Here is a 17,466-nt window from a genome sequence, read left to right as displayed (position 1 = left end):
CGAGGTCTTCGCGCAACCCCCTGATGTGCCGCAATGCGCCGCGCGCAGGGGAGAGCGGCTCGTGGGCGTACGGCGGGTGCCCTGGCGGGGTGCGGGGGAGCGGGCACCATCAGCCGGTTCTGCGTGCCGCCCGGCCGGCGGTCGTGCTCGCGGCCACGATGCCCGCCGTGCTCGCCGCCCTCACGGAGCAGGCCGTCGAGGGCGGGGTGCGGCGCCGGCAGGCTGCCGATCCGCCGCTGTCGTCGAGGTGTCCGCCCGCTACCGTGCCGCCCGAGGAGGGCAGTTGGACCGCGAGGTGCGGTCCGCGCTCGACCGCTAGTACGGGGCCGCGTGCCGCACCACACCTGGTCCGTGCTGTGCGCGCGCCGTCGGCCCGCTCCACCGAACTGCCCGCCACCGAGGCCGCCGGGCGGCCACGCGCTTGTCGCGACCGTCGCCGTCGTCGCCCTCGGAGGGGCCGGACAGCACGCCGAACTCGTGTCCGAGCGCCGGCCGCGTGGCGGAGGCGACCCTGAGACCGCCCTGAAACGAGGCGCTCGCCACCGAAGACACGGAACCGGGTGTCCGCGCCGGTGGCGGTCTCACCGTGCGCACCACCGACAAGAAACGGCTCCGCCCGCGGATCGGCGGGCTCCACCGCACCGGCGACCGCAGCCCCGCCCTGTGGGTGAGCGTCACCTCCGCCTTCGCGACGCCCGACACCTTCGCCGTCGTCCCGCGTGAGGTGATCAGCAACGGCCCCGGGCTCTCCCGGGACGCGAGCGAGCTGTGGCTCGGCCTGCCGGACGGGGGACGGCTGCGGATCGACGACATCGGGCCGCTCGCCCGGTGCGCCGGGCGGTTCGGCGGCGGCGACGTATCGCTCTTGGTCTCCCGCGCCCGGGCGCCCACCCGCGGCGTGCTGTGGTGGCGGTCGTGTCCGGCCTGGCGGACGCGCTGCGTGTCCCGCCGGTGGACGGGTCGACCGGCGAGCTTGATACGGCGGGCGGGGAGGAGGTGTTCACGGTTCTGCGGTGCGCCGGGCGGTTCGGCGGCGGCGACGTATCGCTCTTGGTCCCCCGCGCCCGGGCGCCCACCCGCGGCGTGCTGTGGTGGCGGTCGTGTCTGGCCTGGCGGACGCGCCGCGTGTCCCGCCGGTGGACGGGTCGACCGGCGAGCTTGATACGGCGGGCGGGGAGGAGGTGTTCACGGTTCTGCGGTGCGCCGGGCGGTTCGGCGGCGGCGACGTATCGCTCTTGGTCCCCCGCGCCCGGGCGCCCACCCGCGGCGTGCTGTGGTGGCGGTCGTGTCTGGCCTGGCGGACGCGCCGCGTGTCCCGCCGGTGGACGGGTCGACCGGCGAGCTTGATACGGCGGGCGGGGAGGAGGTGTTCACGGTTCTGCGGTGCGCCGACGACAAGCTCGGCGGGACGGTTCTCGTCGTCACCCACGTCCCGCTCATGGCCTGCCGGGTGCGCCGCACGGTCCGTATGCGCGAGGGCCGCACGTCGGCGGAGACCTTGCGTGAACGCGGTGGAGAGGGTGAGGAGTTCACGGTTCTGGACCGGGCGGGCGGGCTCCGGCTGCCGCGGGACTCCGTGGAGGGGTACGGGCCGCGCGGCCGGGTTCGGCTCACGGGTGAGGCGGGTCACGTGGGCGTATGGCCGGATCGTGACGACCGCTGCGACGGCTGAACTGCGGCTCTTTCCTCAGCTCTTGACGGAGGGCTGGTACGTACCTAGGGTCTGCGGCCAACACCCGTGTTCATAAAGGTACTTCGCGTTCACGTAGAAGAACGGATGGCCCCCCACATGCCGAACACACCGGCCCCCGCTCGCCACCGGCGCAGACGACGCGCCGCCCTCCTCGCCACTCTGGCGACGACCACCACCGCACTCGTCGCCACCCTCCTCGCCTGGCCCGGCGCCGACCGCGCCGACGCCGCGCCCGCCACCTTCGCCCACCCGGGCGTCACCGTCTCCAAGAGCCAGCTCGACTTCGCCCGCGACAAGGTCAACGCCGGCGCGCAGCCCTGGAAGGGCGCGTACGACCAGATGGTGGCGAGCAAGTACGCCTCGCTCACCCGCACCGCCAAGCCCCGCGCCACCGTCGAGTGCGGCTCCTACTCCAACCCCAACTACGGCTGCACCGACGAGCGTGAGGACGCGATAGCCGCGTACACCGACGCCCTCACCTGGTACATCACGCGCGACGACCGCTACGCGAAGAAGTCCATCGAGCTGATGGACGCATGGTCGGCCACCATCAAGGAGCACACCAACAGCAACGCGCCGCTCCAGACGGGCTGGGCCGGCTCCTCCTGGCCCAAGGCCGCCGAGATCATCAAGTACACGTACACCGGCGGCTGGGCGAACGAGGGCCGTTTCCGGACGATGCTGCGCGACGTCTACCTCCCCAAGGTCATCAACGGCTCCAACTCCAACGGCAATTGGGAGCTGTCGATGATGGAGGCCGCCGTCGGCATCTCCGTCTTCCTGGAGGACAGGACGTCGTACGACAAGGCCATGGCCAAGTTCCGTACACGCACGGCCGCCTACGTCTACCTCGCCTCCGACGGCGACCTGCCGAAGACCGTGCCGAGCCAGAACCTCGACACCAAGGCCAAGATCGTCAGCTACTGGCAGGGGCAGTCCACCTTCGTCACCGGCCTCACCCAGGAGACCTGCCGCGACTTCACGCACACCGGATACGGCATCTCCGCCATCTCCCACATCGCCGAGACCAGCCGCATCCAGGGCCAGGACCTGTACGGCACCGACGTCGGACAGCGCCTCCAGCAGGCCCTCGGCTTCCAGGCCAAGTACGAACTGGGCGAGGCGCCGCCGAGCTGGCTGTGCGGCGGATCCGTCACGCGCGGGCTCGGGCCCGTCACCGAGGTCGGCTACAACGCGATGCACACCCGCCTCGGCAACGCCATGACGAACACCCAGAAGCTCACCGAGCAGAACCGCCCGGCGGGCTCCAACAACCTGTTCGTCGCCTGGGAGACCCTCACCCACGCCGAGAACCCCAACTGATCCCGGCCATTGCCCGGCCGGGCGCCGCGTGACCATACTGGCGCCCGGCCGGGGAACACACGGGGGAGCGCACATGAGTCAGAGCACAAAAGCGGGGACCGCCGTCCTCGGCCAGGACGGCGGCGGCCCCATGGTCGTCATCGAGGACCTGCACCGCTCCTACGGCACCGGGGCCTCGGCCGTGCACGCCCTGCGCGGCGTCTCCTTCGAGGTGCCGCGCGGCGAACTCGTCGCCCTCAAGGGCCGCTCGGGATCCGGCAAGACGACGCTCCTCAACCTCGTCGGGGGGCTCGACGAACCCGACGGCGGGCGCATCACCGTCGACGGACAGGACCTCTCCGGACTCGGCGAGAACGGGCTGCTGGAACTGCGCCGCGACCGCATCGGCTTCATCTTCCAGTCCTTCGGCCTGATCCCGATCCTGTCCGCCGCCGAGAACGTGGGGGTGCCGATGCGGCTGCGCAAGGCCGACCCCCGCGAACGCGAGGAGCGCGTCGAACTGCTCCTCGCCCTCGTCGGCCTCGCCGACCACGCCAGGCAGCGCCCCGGCGAACTGTCCGGCGGCCAGCAGCAGCGCGTCGCCATCGCCCGCGCCCTCGCCAACCGGCCCGCCCTGCTCATCGCCGACGAACCCACCGGCCAGCTCGACGCCGAGACCGGCCTCGCCGTCATGGAGCTGCTGCGCGCCGTCGTCCGCAGCGAACACGTCACCACGCTCGTCGCCACCCATGACGCGGCGCTGCTCGACCTCGCCGACCGGGTCCTCGAACTGCGCGACGGCGAGATCACGGAGATCACCGCGTCAGGGGAGACGCCCGGGCGCCGCTGACCGAGACGCCGCCGGTGCGGCGCGGCCCGCATCAGAGTTGCGTCAAAGACGCACGTCCGCGGCCCTCGCGCCCCATTTGCCGCAATTGGTGGCCGTAGGGTCGACGCTGCGTACAACACGTGCAGCGGGAAGACAATGGGGCCATGGGACGCGGCAAGCTTCGGATCTACCTCGGTGCGGCACCGGGCGTCGGCAAGACCTACGCGATGCTCTCCGAGGGCCACCGCCGTATCGAGCGGGGCACGGACTGTGCCGTCGGCTTCGTCGAGCACCACGGCAGGCCCCGTACGGAGGTGATGCTCCACGGCCTCGAACAGATCGCCCGCGAGGAGCTCACCTACCGCGGCGCCGTCTTCACCGAGATGGACGTCGACGCCGTACTCGCCCGCCGCCCCGAAGTCGCCCTGGTGGACGAACTCGCCCACACGAACGTGCCCGGCTCGCGCAACGCCAAGCGCTGGCAGGACGTCGAGGAACTCCTCGCGGCCGGCATCGACGTCGTGTCCACCGTCAACATCCAGCACCTGGAGTCACTCGGCGACGTCGTCGAGTCGATCACCGGCGTGCGCCAGCGCGAGACCGTCCCCGACGAGGTCGTGCGCCGCGCCGACCAGATCGAACTGGTCGACATGTCTCCCGAGGCGCTGCGCCGCCGCATGGCCCACGGCAACATCTACAAGCCGGACCGCATCGACGCCTCCCTCTCCAACTACTTCCGCCCCGGCAATCTCACCGCCCTGCGCGAACTGGCCCTGCTCTGGGTGGCCGACCGCGTCGACGAATACCTCCAGCAGTACCGCGGCGAACACAACATCCGCTCCACCTGGCAGGCCCGCGAGCGCATCGTCGTCGGCCTGACCGGCGGACCCGAGGGCCGCACCCTCGTCCGGCGCGCGGCGCGGATGGCCGCCAAGGGCTCGGGCAGCGAGATCCTCGCCGTCTACATCGCCCGCAGCGACGGCCTCACCGCCGCCTCCCCCAAGGAGCTCGCGCTCCAGCGCACCCTCGTCGAGGACCTGGGCGGCACCTTCCACCACGTGATAGGGGACGACATACCGGCCGCGCTCCTGGAGTTCGCACGCGGCGTCAACGCGACCCAGATCGTGCTGGGCTCCTCGCGCCGCAAGACGTGGCAGTACGTCTTCGGGCCCGGCGTCGGCATGACCGTGGCCCGCGAGTCGGGCCCCGACCTCGACGTGCACATCGTCACGCACGAGGAAGTTGCCAAGGGGCGCGGCCTCCCCGTCGCACGCGGCGCGCGTCTCGGCCGCTCCCGCATCATCTGGGGCTGGCTCATCGGCGTCGGCGGGCCCGCCGTGCTGTCCCTCGCGCTCACCCACGTCGCCACCGATCTCGGCCTCGCGAACGACATGCTCCTCTTCCTGTCCGTGACGGTGGCCGCCGCCCTCGTCGGCGGTCTCCTGCCGGCGCTGGCCTCGGCCGCCGTCGGCTCGCTCCTCCTGAACTACTACTTCACGCCGCCCCTGCACCTGTTCACCGTCGCCGACCCCAAGAACATCGTCGCCATCGTGATCTTCGTAGGGGTCGCGGTGTCGGTCGCCTCCGTCGTCGACCTCGCGGCCCGGCGCACCCATCAGGCCGCGAGGCTGCGGGCCGAGTCCGAGATCCTGTCCTTCCTCGCCGGCAGCGTCCTGCGCGGCGAGAACAGCCTCGACGCGCTGCTCGACCGGGTCCGCGAGACCTTCGCCATGGACTCCGTCGCCCTCCTCGAACGCGCGGGCGACGTCGAGCCGTGGACCCGCGCGGCCAGCGTCGGCCCGCACCCCGTGGAACGCCCCGAGGACGCGGACGTCGACATGCCGGTCGGCGACCACATGGCGCTCGCCCTGTCCGGCCGGGTGCTGCCCGCCGAGGACCGCCGCGTCCTCGCCGCCTTCGCGGCCCAGGCCGCCGTCGTCCTCGACCGCCAGCGCCTCCAGTCCGAGGCGGACCAGGCCCGCACCCTCGCCGAGGGCAACCGCATCCGCACCGCCCTGCTCGCCGCCGTCAGCCACGACCTGCGGACCCCGCTCGCCGGCATCAAGGCCTCCGTCTCCTCCCTGCGCTCCGACGACGTCGCCTGGTCCGAGGAGGACCAGGCGGAACTCCTCGCCGGCATCGAGGAGGGCGCCGACCGCCTCGACCACCTCGTCGGCAACCTCCTCGACATGTCCCGCCTCCAGACCGGCACCGTCACCCCGCTGATGCGCGAGATCGATCTCGATGAGGTGGTTCCGATGGCGCTGGTGGGCGTCCCCGACGGCAGCGTCGACCTCGACATTCCGGAGAGCCTGCCCATGGTCACCGTGGACAAGGGACTCCTGGAGCGCGCCGTCGCCAATATCGTCGAGAACGCGGTCAAGTACAGCCCCGAGGACGAGACGGTCCTCGTCGCGGCCAGCACACTCGGCGACCGCGTCGAGGTGCGCGTCGTGGACCGCGGTCCCGGTGTCCCCGACACCGCGAAGGACCGCATCTTCGCCCCGTTCCAGCGCTACGGTGACGCACCGCGCGGCGCCGGAGTGGGCCTCGGCCTCGCCGTCGCGCGCGGCTTCGTCGAGGCGATGAGCGGCACGCTCACGGCGGAGGACACCCCCGGCGGGGGCCTGACCATGGTCCTCACGCTCACCGCCGCGACCGGCCGCCCGCCGGCCGGCCCCATCAGCTCAGCCATTGCTCAGAGAGGCAGGTACGCATGACCCGGGTGCTCGTGGTCGACGACGAGCCGCAGATCGTGCGCGCCCTCGTCATCAACCTGAAGGCGCGCAAGTACGAGGTGGAGGCCGCGGCCGACGGCGCGGGCGCGCTCCAGCTCGCCGCCGCGTTCCACCCCGACGTGGTCGTGCTCGACCTGGGCCTGCCCGACATGGACGGCGTCGAGGTGATCAAGGGCCTGCGCGGCTGGACCCGCGTACCGATCCTGGTGCTGTCCGCGCGGCACTCCTCCGACGAGAAGGTCGAGGCGCTCGACGCGGGCGCCGACGACTACGTCACCAAGCCGTTCGGCATGGACGAGCTCCTGGCCCGCCTGCGCGCCGCGGTCCGCCGGGCCGAGCCCACCGGCGGCGGTGAGGACGAGGGCATCGTCGACACGGACGACTTCACCGTCGACCTGGCCGCGAAGAAGGTCAACCGCGACGGCCGCGACGTGCGTCTGACCCCCACCGAGTGGCACCTCCTGGAGGTCCTGGTCCGCAACACGGGCCGCCTGGTCAGCCAGAAGCAGCTCCTCCAGGAGGTCTGGGGCCCCTCCTACGGCACCGAGACGAACTATCTGCGGGTCTACATGGCCCAGCTCCGCCGCAAACTGGAGTCGGACCCCTCCCATCCGCGGCACTTCATCACGGAGCCCGGCATGGGGTATCGCTTCGAGCGCTGACCCGCTCATCCGTTGTCCCGGCCCCCCGGTACGCTTGATTTATGAGTGCTGTCCCTCGTTCCGATACGCCGTCCGAGAAGCCGGCAGGCCGCTTCCGGCGCATGCTCGACCGGCTGTCCTCCTCCCAGGAGGACCTGGAGTCGGAAGAGCTGCGCGAGGACTCGCAGACCACGGGCTGTACCCGCATCGGGGACTGCCAGGACCGGCAGATAGTCACCGTTACTGGTACCTTGCGCACGGTCACCCTCCGACCACGCGCCGGAGTCCCGGCCCTGGAGGCGGAGCTGTTCGACGGCTCCGCGGCTCTGGACGTCGTATGGCTCGGCCGCCGGTCCATCGTCGGCATCGAACCGGGCCGCAAGCTGATCGCTTCCGGACGGGTCTCGATGAGCCGGGGCCGTAGGGTGCTCTTCAACCCTAAGTACGAACTCAGACCGCTCGGACGGGAGTAGCCGGTGACGTCCCTCGACAAGCCGACCGCGGATCAGGAATCCGACTCGAAGGCGGTGACCGAGGCCGCCCTCTTCGAGGCCTTCGGCGGCCTGCGGGGCTTGGTGGAGACCGTCGTTCCCGGTCTCCTCTTCGTGACCATCTTCACGATCAACAAGGACCTGCACATGTCGGCCATCGCGGCCCTCGCGGTGTCCCTGGTCCTGGTCGTGGTCCGCCTGGTCATGAAGGGCACCGTCAAGCACGCCTTCAGCGGCGTCTTCGGCGTGGCCTTCGGCGTCGTCTTCGCGATGATGACGGGCAACGCCAAGGACTTCTATCTGCCCGGCATGCTCTACACGCTGGGCCTGGCCGTCGCCTACATCGTCACGACACTGTGCGGGGTGCCGCTGATCGGCCTGATCCTGGGGCCGGTCTTCAAGGAGAACCTCTCCTGGCGCACGCGCAACCCGGGCCGCAAGAAGGCCTACGCGAAGGCCAGTTGGGCCTGGGGCCTGATCCTGCTCGCCAAGTGCGCGATCCTCTTCCCGATGTACTGGTGGGCCGACACCACGAAGTTCGGCTGGGTCCTGATCGCCCTGAAGATCCCGCCGTTCCTGCTCGCCGTCTGGCTGACCTGGGTCTTCCTGGCGAAGGCGCCCGCGCCCATCGACGTGTTCGCGGAGATGGAGGCGGAGGAGCAGGCCGAGAAGGAAGCGAAGGCCGCCCGCAAGGATTCGGGGGCCGCGCGTCATCGCCGCGAGGTCTGAGCGTCGTCGGGAGGCGTGACCGCCGCCGCCCGCGACGTCCTGTCGTGACGAAGAGGGGCCCCGGAGTTCGCACTCCGGGGCCCCTCTTCGTACCTACGGAAGAACCGTCAGCCCGCGACGTCCTCGCGGCGGACCGACAGCAGGTCCTCGAGCTGTTCCTCACGGGCCTGGGCCGCCACGAACAGCAGCTCGTCGCCCGCCTCCAGCGAGTCCTCCTGGGACGGGGCCAGGACGCGGGTCCCGCGGATGATCGTCACCAGGGACGTGTCCTCGGGCCACTGGACGTCGCCCACGCGCGTGCCGGCCAGCGCCGACTCGGGCGGCAGCGTCAGCTCCACCAGGTTCGCGTCGCCGTGGCTGAAGCGCAGCAGGCGGACCAGGTCGCCCACGCTCACCGCCTCCTCGACGAGCGCGGACATGAGGCGCGGCGTGGAGACCGCGACATCGACGCCCCACGACTCGTTGAAGAGCCACTCGTTCTTCGGGTTGTTCACGCGGGCGACGACCCGCGGGACCCCGTACTCGGTCTTCGCGAGCAGCGAGACGACGAGGTTGACCTTGTCGTCGCCGGTGGCCGCGATGACCACGTTGCAGCGCTGGAGCGCCGCCTCGTCCAGGGACGTGATCTCACAGGCGTCGGCGAGCAGCCACTCCGCCTGCGGGACGCGCTCGACCGAGATGGCGGTCGGCGCCTTGTCGATGAGAAGGACCTCGTGTCCGTTCTCCAGGAGCTCACCGGCGATGGACCGGCCCACCGCGCCCGCTCCGGCAATGGCGACCCTCATCAGTGACCGCCCTCTTCCTCAGGACCCTCGGCGAACGCCGCTTCGACCTTCTCGACGTCGTCGGTGCGCATCATCACGTGCACCAGGTCGCCCTCCTGCAGGACCGTCTGCGACGTGGGCAGGATCGCCTCGCCGAGCCGGGTGAGGAACGCGACCCTGACGCCGGTCTCCTCCTGGAGCCGGCTGATCTTGTGGCCCACCCACGCGACCGAGGCGTGCACCTCGGCGAGCTGGACGCCCCCGGTGGGGTCGCGCCACAACGGTTCCGCACCGGACGGCAGGAGCCTGCGCAGCATCTGGTCCGCGGTCCACCGCACGGTCGCGACGGTCGGGATGCCCAGGCGCTGGTAGACCTCGGCGCGACGCGGGTCGTAGATACGGGCGGCGACGTTCTCGATGCCGAACATCTCGCGGGCCACGCGGGCGGCGATGATGTTCGAGTTGTCGCCGCTGGAGACGGCCGCGAACGCGCCGGCCTCCTCGATTCCCGCCTCACGCAGGGTGTCCTGGTCGAAGCCGACCCCGGTGACGCGGCGGCCGCCGAAGCCGGAGCCCAGGCGGCGGAACGCCGTGGGGTCCTGGTCGATGACCGCTACCGTGTGCCCCTGTTGCTCAAGGTTCTGGGCCAGGGCGGAACCCACGCGGCCGCACCCCATGATGACGATGTGCACCGGCCGCTACCCCGCACTCCTGGTCGCCCCGATGACCTGCGAAAACATCTCGCTCACTCTTCTCTCTCAGTCTGCCGGGCAACTAGAGGCAATCGCGTGCCGCGTTGCCAGGAGATGAGCTTAAGCCGCATGGCCTCCGTTGCCAGCATCCGCGTAGCCGGAAGCTTGATCAGCTTCGCCGCGCGCCGCCCCTGCCCGCGATCTCGGCCGCGTCCCGCCTGAACGCCCACTTCATCTCGGGTTCCATCGCGAAGCGGAAGAGGCGTTGCACGGGCGGGGTGCACAGGCTGGTGATGAGAGCGGCGGCGGCCAGCGTGACGGTGATCTCGCCGAGCGGGGTGTGCAGCCACCGAAGGTCGTACCAGTCCCAGAAGCGGGAGCCCTTGGCGACGAACCCGTGCAGCAGGTAGCCGTACAGCGTCCCCGCGCCCAGCACGGTGAACCACGTCTTCCGCCGCGGTACCCAGGCGAAGAAGCACGCGGTGAGGACGACGGAGCAGCCGAACATGGCGAGCGTCATGACGGCGCCCGACCAGCCGGGGGCGCCGAGTTCCTGGGCGCTGTCACGGCGGTAGAACCAGGCGGCGTTCATGCGCGGGGCCGCCCAGTACGCGAACAGCAGGGCGGCCGCGAAGACGGGGACGGCCAGGATCCGCGCCTCACGGCGGCGTACGAGCTGGAAGTGCTCCGGCTCGAGGACGAGGCCGAGCACGAAGAAGGGGAGGAACTGCAGTACGCGCTGGAGGTCGAGGTCGTCGCCGATGTCGGGGGAGACGGAGGCGAGGATCGCGATGGCCAGCGCGAGGGTCACGGGCCGGCGGACGGTCTTCCACAGCGGGGTGGTGAGCCGCCAGATGAACAGCGCGATGAGGAACCAGGTGAGGTACCAGGGGTCGAGGAGGCTGATCGGGTACGTCGGGTCGTCGTTCGCCCAGCGCTTGAAGAAGGTGTACGCGACCTCGAAGATCACGTACGGCACGGCGACCCCGGTCACCAGGCGCCTGAGGCGTCCCGGGCTCGCGTCGAAACTGCGCGAGAAATAGCCGGAGATGACGATGAACGCCGGCATGTGGAAGGTGTAGACGCTGATGTAGAGGGCGGCCGCCGCCCGGCTGTCGCCGCGCAGGGGCTCCCAGGCGTGCCCCATCGCGACGAGCACGATGGCCAGGTACTTGGCGTTGTCGAAGAACGCGTCGCGCGGCTTGGCGGGCTGCTTGTCCGGCTTCCCCGCGACCACCCGGGACCTGTCCGGCCCGTCCGGCTTCTGCGCGGTCGCGCGCTGCTCGTCCGGCTCGTGCGGCTTGTTCGCGGCCCGCCCGCGTGCCGTCGGCGGCTTCTCCGGCGGGAGCGCGGCGGGCACGGACGCGGGTTCCGGCGACGGCGCGGCGTGGTCACCCCGAGGTGCGACCGGCCGTTGCGCGGGGAGGTGGCTGCGGGACATCTCCCGCACCGTATCCACCCCTTCTCTCGCGCGTGAACCCGGACCACAGCGGCGTTACGGGCGTCACAGTGCCCACCTAGACTGGGGTCCTCCTTGGCCCGGTGAGCCGAAGCGGATGTGGAAGAGGACGACGACGGTGGTGACGCGCGTACGCGACTTCGATGACCGGCCCGCCTTCGACGACCCGCCCGCCGAGGTCATCGCGGAGGCGGCCGGGGCGTTCGGACTGCTCGCCTCCTCGGCCCGGCTGCACATCGTGTGGGCCCTCGCGCAGGGTGAGAGCGATGTCACAGGCCTCGCCGACCGCGTGGGCGGCGCGCTGCCCGCAGTGAGCCAGCACCTGACGAAGCTGAAGCTGGCCGGGCTCGTCCGGTCCCGGCGCGAAGGGCGCCGCCAGGTCTACTTCGTGGACGACCCGGACATCGTGGCCGTGGTGCGGCTGCTGGTCGGCCGGCTCGCCGAGCGGGCCGACCCGAACCCGGCCCGCCGGCTTCGCGGGGCCGGGGCCTAGCGAACGAAAGGCCACGGAGGAGGCAGGGGGATGGCGGAGCGGGGCGGACAGGCCAGGCGCGGGCCCTGGCTCTGGGGCGTGGTGCTGTTCGTCGTCCTGGTGGCCTGGGCGTGCGGTCGGTCGGGGGACACGGGCAATGACAGGACCGGTGGCGCCACGGGGGCCACGGGGTCCACGAGGAAGCCGGAAGCCTCCGCCCACCCCTCGCGAACACCCACGACCCCCACGCCGAAGCCCAGCCCCAGCGGCACCAACACCCCTTCAGGCAAGTACGACCCGGCGGCCTACGCCCCGCAGGTCAGGGCCCGCGCCGCCGAGGCCGGCGTCAGCCCGCGGCTCCTCATGGCGATCCTCTACAACGAGTCGTACAAACCCCACGACCCCGCCCTGGAACGCGCCTGGCAGCGCTACAAACCGGGCGCCGCCTTCGGGATCGCCAACATGCACCGTGCCGCGTTCGACGAGACCAAACGGGGCCGGGCCTTCGCGGGACGCCGGTGGGAGGAGCTGCCCGACGACCGGGACCTGGCCGTGCGCGCGGCCGCCTGGTACCTCCACGACCTGGCACGGCAACTGCCCGCGCACCCCTCGGGCCCGTACGACAAGGACGAGTTGCTCGGGCTCGGCTACAACACGGGCGCGGGGAACATGCAGGCCTTCGCGCGCGGCGCGACGCCCGGCAGCCAGGCCGCCGACTATCTGTCCCGGCTGCGTTCGAACTGGGGAAAGGCGGGACGGGCCGTCGCCCGGACCGGCGGCGGCTGAGACCGAAAGCCCTCGCCAGGACGGCCCGGTGCGAGGCCCGGCCCGGGGCCTTGTGTGAGGTTCCGGTGCACTTGGGGGGTGGTGGGTGGGCGGCCCCCCGTTCGAACGCTTACGATCCTCTGCGTGTCCAAACTGACCGACGTGCCCAAACGGATCTTGATCGGGCGCGCTCTGCGCAGCGACCGGCTCGGAGAAACGCTCCTGCCGAAGCGCATCGCCCTCCCCGTTTTCGCCTCCGACCCGCTGTCCTCCGTGGCCTACGCGCCGGGAGAGGTGCTGCTGGTCCTCTCCATCGCGGGCGTGTCGGCGTACCACTTCAGCCCCTGGATCGCCGTCGCGGTCGTGGTGCTGATGTTCACCGTGGTCGCCTCCTACCGCCAGAACGTCCACGCGTACCCGAGCGGCGGCGGTGACTACGAGGTCGCGACCACGAACCTCGGCCCCAAGGCCGGCCTCACCGTCGCGAGCGCCCTCCTCGTCGACTACGTCCTCACCGTCGCCGTGTCGATCGCCTCCGGCATCGAGAACCTCGGCTCGGCGATCCCGTTCGTCGTCCAGCACAAAGTCCTGTGCGCGGTCCTGGTCATCGTCCTGCTCACGCTGATGAACCTGCGCGGCGTGAAGGAGTCCGGGAAGCTCTTCGCCATCCCGACCTACGTCTTCGTGGCCGGCGTCTTCATCATGATCGCGTGGGGCGCGTTCCGCGGGCTCGTCCTCGGTGACACCATGCAGGCGCCCACCGCCGACTTCCACATCAAGGCCGAACACCAGGGTCTCGCGGGCTTCGCCCTCGTCTTCCTGCTGCTGCGCGCGTTCTCCTCGGGCTGTGCCGCGCTCACCGGTGTCGAGGCGATCAGCAACGGCGTACCGGCGTTCCGCAAGCCGAAGTCGAAGAACGCGGCGACCACGCTCGCGGCGATGGGCCTGCTGGCCGTCACCATGTTCTGCGGCATCATCGCGCTGGCCATGTCGACCAACGTCCGCATGGCGGAGAACCCGGCGACCGACCTGATCCACAACGGCGCCGCGGTCGGCGAGAGCTACGTCCAGAACCCGGTGATCTCCCAGGTCGCCGAGGCCGTCTTCGGCAAGGGCAGCTTCCTCTTCATCATCCTCGCCGCGGCCACCGCGCTGGTCCTCTTCCTCGCGGCCAACACCGCGTACAACGGCTTCCCGCTCCTCGGCTCGATCCTCGCCCAGGACCGCTACCTGCCGCGCCAGCTGCACACCCGCGGCGACCGCCTCGCGTTCTCGAACGGCATTGTGCTCCTCGCCGGCGCCGCGGCGCTCCTCGTCGTCATCTACGGTGCCGACTCGACGCGCCTGATCCAGCTCTACATCGTCGGCGTGTTCGTCTCGTTCACGCTGAGCCAGACCGGCATGGTCCGGCACTGGAACCGCCATCTGCGCACCGAGAAGGACCAGGCCAAGCGCCGCCACATGGTCCGCTCGCGCGCCATCAACACCTTCGGCGCGTTCTTCACCGGCCTCGTGCTCGTCGTGGTCCTCGTCACGAAGTTCACGCACGGCGCCTGGGTCGCCCTCCTCGGCATGTGCATCTTCTACGCGACGATGACCGCGATCCGTAAGCACTACGACCGCGTGGCCGAGGAGATCCAGGCCCCCGAGACGCCGACCGACGACAGTGTCCGGCCCTCCCGCGTCCACTCGATCGTCCTCGTCTCCAAGATCCACCGCCCGACGCTGCGCGCCCTCGCCTACGCGAAGCTCATGCGCAGCGACACCCTCGAGGCGCTCAGCGTGAACGTCGACCCGGCCGAGACGAAGGCCCTGCGCGAGGAGTGGGAGCGGCGCGGCATCGACGTACCGCTCAAGGTCCTCGACTCGCCCTACCGCGAGATCACCCGGCCGATCATCGAGTACGTCAAGGGCCTGCGCCGCGAGTCGCCCCGCGACGCGGTCAGCGTGATCATCCCCGAGTACGTGGTCGGCCACTGGTACGAGCACCTGCTCCACAACCAGTCGGCCCTGCGCCTCAAGGGCCGCCTCCTGTTCACCCCCGGCATCATGGTCACCTCGGTGCCCTACCAGCTGGAGTCGTCCGAGGTCGCCAAGAAGCGGGCCCGCAGGCGCCAGGACTGGAACGCGCCGGGTGCCGTGCGCCGCGGCCCGGTCGAGAAGCGCCCGAAGGAGCCCTCGAACAAGGGCTGACTCCCTCGGCTGTCGTGTGGCGAGCGGCCGGACAACACCCACGTAGACTGGTGGGCTGTTGTCCGGCCGTTCGCCGTGTCCCTTGCTTTCTTACGTTGTGGAGTCCCCCGCCATGCAGGCAGAACCGAAGAAGTCGCTGGTCGGGGAGGAGTACGAGGTCGAGATCGGCCCCGTCGCCCACGGTGGCCACTGCATCGCCCGCACGGACGAGGGCCAGGTCCTGTTCGTCCGGCACGCGCTGCCCGGCGAGAAGGTCGTGGCCCGCGTCACGGACGGCGAGGAAGGCGCCCGCTACCTGCGCGCCGACGCGGTCACCGTCATCGAGGCGTCCAAGGACCGCGTCGAGGCGCCCTGCCCGTACGCCGGCCCCGGCCGCTGCGGCGGCTGCGACTGGCAGCACGCCAAGCCGGGCGCGCAGCGCCGCCTCAAGGGCGAGGTCATCGCCGAGCAGCTCCAGCGCCTCGCGGGCCTCACGCCCGAGGAGGCCGGCTGGGACGGCACGGTCATGCCGGCCGAGGGCGACAAGCTCCCGGCGGGCGAGGTCCCGCAGTGGCGCACGCGCGTGCAGTACGCGGTCGACCCCGACACCGGGAAGGCAGGCCTGCGCCGCCACCGCTCGCACGAGGTCGAGCCGGTCGAGCACTGCATGATCGCGGCACCGGGCGTCTCCGAGCTCGGCATCGAGAAGCGCGACTGGACGGGCATGGAGTCCATCGAGGCGATCGCGGCGACGGGCTCCCAGGACCGCCAGGTCATCCTGACCCCGCGCCCCGGCGCGCGCCTGCCCCTGGTCGAACTCGACAAGCCGGTCTCCGTGCTGCGCGTCGACGAGAAGGACGGTGGCATCCACCGGGTCCACGGCCGCGGGTTCGTCCGCGAGCGCGCCGACGGCCGCACGCACCGCGTCGGCAGCGGCGGCTTCTGGCAGGTGCACCCGCAGGCGGCGGACACGCTGGTCAAGGCCGTCATGCAGGGCCTGCTGCCCCGCAAGGGCGAGATGGCGCTCGACCTGTACTGCGGCGTCGGCCTCTTCGCCGGCGCGATCGCGGACCGCATCGGCGACCAGGGCGCGGTGCTCGGCATCGAGTCGGGCAAGCGCGCGGTCGAGGACGCCCGCCACAACCTGGCCGCGTTCGACCGCGTCCGCATCGAACAGGGCAAGGTCGAATCGGTTCTCCCGCGCACGGGCATCACCGAGGTCGACCTGATCGTCCTGGACCCGCCGCGCGCGGGCGCGGGCAAGAAGACGGTGGAACACCTGGCGTCGCTCGGCGCCCGCCGCATCGCCTACGTGGCCTGCGACCCGGCAGCCCTGGCCCGCGACCTGGCGTACTTCCGCGACAGCGGCTACAAGGTCCGGACGCTGCGGGCGTTCGACCTGTTCCCGATGACGCATCACGTGGAGTGCGTGGCGGTTCTGGAGCCGGTGAAGAAGGACGCCTGACCTGAGGGTTCGCGAGTGTGGGACGGCCCCGCGGATCGAACGGTCGCGGGGCCGTCGGCCTGCTCGGTCAGGCGCGCAGCTGGCCGCCCTTGACCGCTGAGACGAAGGAGGACCAGCCGGCGGCCGGGAACACGAGAACCGGTCCGTGCGAGACCTTGCTGTCCCGTACCGGGACGATGACCGCGAAGTCGTCGGAGACCTCGACGCACTCGCCACCGTCCGAGTTGCTGTAGGAACTCTTGCGCCAGCTAACGGCACTCAGGTCGATACCTCGCACGGCACTTCCTCCAAGGTGGCCAGGACGAAATTCCGCGACTCGGCTGGGGACAGCGCCAAGTCGCGCATCGCATCGTACGCACGCTGCAGCCGCTCAACCGGCGAGTCCGCTTCGATGAGTTCGCCACGGTGTGCGTTCTCCGTATATGCAACCGTAAGCCCGCCGGGGAGCCGCAGGAACATCAGCGCGGTGCTGTCCAGACCGTGCATCCCGGCGCTCAGGGGAAGCACCTGCATCGTCACGGTCGGCCTCGCCGCCACCTCCGCGACGTACTCCAACTGCCGCCGCCACTGCGCCACTTCCCGCAACGGCGTCCGCAGCACCGCCTCCGAGAGGATCGTCCGGAACGGTGGCGCGTCCTCTCCCTCCAGCAACTCCCGCCGCCCCATCCGGGCCTCGACCTGCTGCTCCAGCTCCTTCCCCCGGAGTCCGCCCGCCGCCAGCACCTCGCGCGCGTACCCCGGCGTCTGCAACAGCCCCGGCAGCACGCTCACCGCGAAATGCCACAGGCTCACCGCCTCGGCCTCCAGCGCCATGTACCGCCGGTACCGCTCGCGGAACTGCGTATGGTCCCCGGCGGCGAGCTCCCACAGCGCCAGCAGCAGTCCCGGCGTCCCGTAGTGCTGGTCCAGGGCCTGGACGACCTCGGGGCTGCCGAGCGTCTCACCCTTCTCCATCTTGCCGAACAGGGAGTAGTCCCAGCCCAGCCGCTCGCCGAGCTGCCGCAGACTCGTCCCGCTCCCGGCCCGCAGGGTCCGCAGCTCCTCGGCGAACCTCTGACGCGGCTCCTGGCTGCGGCCGGTGACGACCCGTCGCTGCGGCATACGGCCGACTCCCGTCCGAGCCGCCGGCTCGTGGTCCGTGTGGAAGGTGTGGAACCAGCGCCGCACGACGGGGAAGCACCGCACGTCCACGGCGTGATCGGTCACATCCGCGCGCATCCTCGTAACGCCCGGACTACGCAGCGTAATTCACGC

General features: G+C 71.1%; 16 protein-coding genes. 11 read left to right on the top strand and 5 right to left on the bottom strand.

The genetic code is table 11. The features are described 5' to 3' along the window. Positions 1-1,285 precede the first annotated feature (1,285 nt). The 7 genes from OHO83_RS14360 (at position 1,286) to OHO83_RS14330 (ending at position 8,423) form a co-directional block, all read left to right on the top strand. A complete protein-coding gene (locus tag OHO83_RS14360) occupies positions 1,286-1,672 on the top strand; it encodes a hypothetical protein (RefSeq protein ID WP_330279582.1) in 387 nt (128 codons plus the stop codon). Positions 1,673-1,789: 117 nt separating this feature from the next. Then, on the top strand, positions 1,790-3,016 hold the full coding sequence (locus OHO83_RS14355) for an alginate lyase family protein (protein ID WP_329433765.1): 1,227 nt from the start codon (positions 1,790-1,792) through the stop codon (positions 3,014-3,016). 73 nt (positions 3,017-3,089) lie between these two features. Continuing rightward, on the top strand, positions 3,090-3,845 hold the full coding sequence (locus tag OHO83_RS14350) for an ABC transporter ATP-binding protein (protein WP_330279581.1): 756 nt from the start codon (positions 3,090-3,092) through the stop codon (positions 3,843-3,845). A 143-nt stretch (positions 3,846-3,988) separates the two neighbouring features. After that, a complete protein-coding gene (locus tag OHO83_RS14345) occupies positions 3,989-6,544 on the top strand; it encodes a sensor histidine kinase KdpD (protein WP_330279580.1) in 2,556 nt (851 codons plus the stop codon). Then, a complete protein-coding gene (locus OHO83_RS14340; RefSeq protein ID WP_266558987.1) occupies positions 6,541-7,224 on the top strand; it encodes a response regulator in 684 nt (227 codons plus the stop codon). Before OHO83_RS14345 ends, OHO83_RS14340 begins: the two co-directional genes overlap by 4 nt. 41 nt (positions 7,225-7,265) lie before the next feature. After that, positions 7,266-7,676: an OB-fold nucleic acid binding domain-containing protein gene (locus OHO83_RS14335; protein WP_100591174.1), complete on the top strand. Its 411-nt coding sequence runs from the start codon at positions 7,266-7,268 to the stop codon at positions 7,674-7,676. A 3-nt stretch (positions 7,677-7,679) separates the two neighbouring features. Next, positions 7,680-8,423, top strand: a complete 744-nt coding sequence (locus OHO83_RS14330; protein WP_266674956.1) for a DUF3159 domain-containing protein — start codon at positions 7,680-7,682, stop codon at positions 8,421-8,423. Between the two features lie 107 nt (positions 8,424-8,530). Here the strand turns inward: OHO83_RS14330 and OHO83_RS14325 are convergent, their stop codons facing one another. The 3 genes from OHO83_RS14325 to OHO83_RS14315 all read right to left on the bottom strand — a co-directional run bounded on the left by OHO83_RS14325 (position 8,531) and on the right by OHO83_RS14315 (position 11,320). After that, on the bottom strand, positions 8,531-9,208 hold the full coding sequence (locus OHO83_RS14325; RefSeq protein WP_116508876.1) for a potassium channel family protein: 678 nt from the start codon (positions 9,206-9,208) through the stop codon (positions 8,531-8,533). Beyond that, positions 9,208-9,879, bottom strand: a complete 672-nt coding sequence (locus OHO83_RS14320) for a potassium channel family protein (protein ID WP_266674957.1) — start codon at positions 9,877-9,879, stop codon at positions 9,208-9,210. The genes OHO83_RS14325 and OHO83_RS14320 overlap by 1 nt, the downstream gene beginning before the upstream one ends. 169 nt (positions 9,880-10,048) lie before the next feature. After that, complete coding sequence (locus OHO83_RS14315) at positions 10,049-11,320, bottom strand: acyltransferase family protein (RefSeq protein WP_330279579.1); 1,272 nt, start codon at positions 11,318-11,320, stop codon at positions 10,049-10,051. 139 nt (positions 11,321-11,459) lie between these two features. Between OHO83_RS14315 and OHO83_RS14310 the strand changes: the two genes are divergently transcribed. The 4 genes from OHO83_RS14310 (at position 11,460) to OHO83_RS14295 (ending at position 16,212) form a co-directional block, all read left to right on the top strand. Next, positions 11,460-11,831 (top strand): ArsR/SmtB family transcription factor, encoded by a 372-nt coding sequence (locus OHO83_RS14310; RefSeq protein ID WP_227300612.1) that lies wholly within the window; start codon positions 11,460-11,462, stop codon positions 11,829-11,831. A 30-nt stretch (positions 11,832-11,861) separates the two neighbouring features. After that, on the top strand, positions 11,862-12,596 hold the full coding sequence (locus OHO83_RS14305; RefSeq protein WP_330279578.1) for a transglycosylase SLT domain-containing protein: 735 nt from the start codon (positions 11,862-11,864) through the stop codon (positions 12,594-12,596). A 123-nt stretch (positions 12,597-12,719) separates the two neighbouring features. Then, positions 12,720-14,768, top strand: a complete 2,049-nt coding sequence (locus OHO83_RS14300; protein WP_266674960.1) for an APC family permease — start codon at positions 12,720-12,722, stop codon at positions 14,766-14,768. 112 nt (positions 14,769-14,880) lie between these two features. Further along, positions 14,881-16,212: a class I SAM-dependent RNA methyltransferase gene (locus OHO83_RS14295; RefSeq protein ID WP_330279577.1), complete on the top strand. Its 1,332-nt coding sequence runs from the start codon at positions 14,881-14,883 to the stop codon at positions 16,210-16,212. Between the two features lie 67 nt (positions 16,213-16,279). On the opposite strand, the gene OHO83_RS14290 is transcribed toward OHO83_RS14295, so the two are convergent. Next, a complete protein-coding gene (locus OHO83_RS14290) occupies positions 16,280-16,489 on the bottom strand; it encodes a DUF397 domain-containing protein (protein WP_330279576.1) in 210 nt (69 codons plus the stop codon). Then, positions 16,471-17,313, bottom strand: coding sequence for a helix-turn-helix domain-containing protein (locus OHO83_RS14285; protein WP_330280776.1), 843 nt, complete (start codon positions 17,311-17,313; stop codon positions 16,471-16,473). Before OHO83_RS14285 ends, OHO83_RS14290 begins: the two co-directional genes overlap by 19 nt. Between the last annotated feature and the right edge of the window lie 153 nt (positions 17,314-17,466).

It is taken from the genome of Streptomyces sp. NBC_00569 (assembly GCF_036345255.1).
Classification (GTDB): Bacteria; Actinomycetota; Actinomycetes; order Streptomycetales; family Streptomycetaceae; genus Streptomyces.
Note: the sequence above shows the minus strand (reverse complement) of the source record. Positions and strands in the feature narration are given on the sequence as shown.

Excerpts from the sequence above, each read along its gene's own strand:
- OHO83_RS14355 (WP_329433765.1), top strand. The coding sequence starts at position 1,790 with ATGCCGAACACACCGGCCCCCGCTCGCCACCGGCGCAGACGACGCGCC.
- OHO83_RS14350 (WP_330279581.1), top strand. The coding sequence starts at position 3,090 with ATGAGTCAGAGCACAAAAGCGGGGACCGCCGTCCTCGGCCAGGACGGC.
- OHO83_RS14345 (WP_330279580.1), top strand. The coding sequence starts at position 3,989 with ATGGGACGCGGCAAGCTTCGGATCTACCTCGGTGCGGCACCGGGCGTC.
- OHO83_RS14340 (WP_266558987.1), top strand. The coding sequence starts at position 6,541 with ATGACCCGGGTGCTCGTGGTCGACGACGAGCCGCAGATCGTGCGCGCC.
- OHO83_RS14335 (WP_100591174.1), top strand. The coding sequence starts at position 7,266 with ATGAGTGCTGTCCCTCGTTCCGATACGCCGTCCGAGAAGCCGGCAGGC.
- OHO83_RS14325 (WP_116508876.1), bottom strand. The coding sequence starts at position 9,208 with ATGAGGGTCGCCATTGCCGGAGCGGGCGCGGTGGGCCGGTCCATCGCC.
- OHO83_RS14315 (WP_330279579.1), bottom strand. The coding sequence starts at position 11,320 with ATGTCCCGCAGCCACCTCCCCGCGCAACGGCCGGTCGCACCTCGGGGT.
- OHO83_RS14305 (WP_330279578.1), top strand. The coding sequence starts at position 11,862 with ATGGCGGAGCGGGGCGGACAGGCCAGGCGCGGGCCCTGGCTCTGGGGC.
- OHO83_RS14295 (WP_330279577.1), top strand. The coding sequence starts at position 14,881 with ATGCAGGCAGAACCGAAGAAGTCGCTGGTCGGGGAGGAGTACGAGGTC.
- OHO83_RS14285 (WP_330280776.1), bottom strand. The coding sequence starts at position 17,313 with ATGCCGCAGCGACGGGTCGTCACCGGCCGCAGCCAGGAGCCGCGTCAG.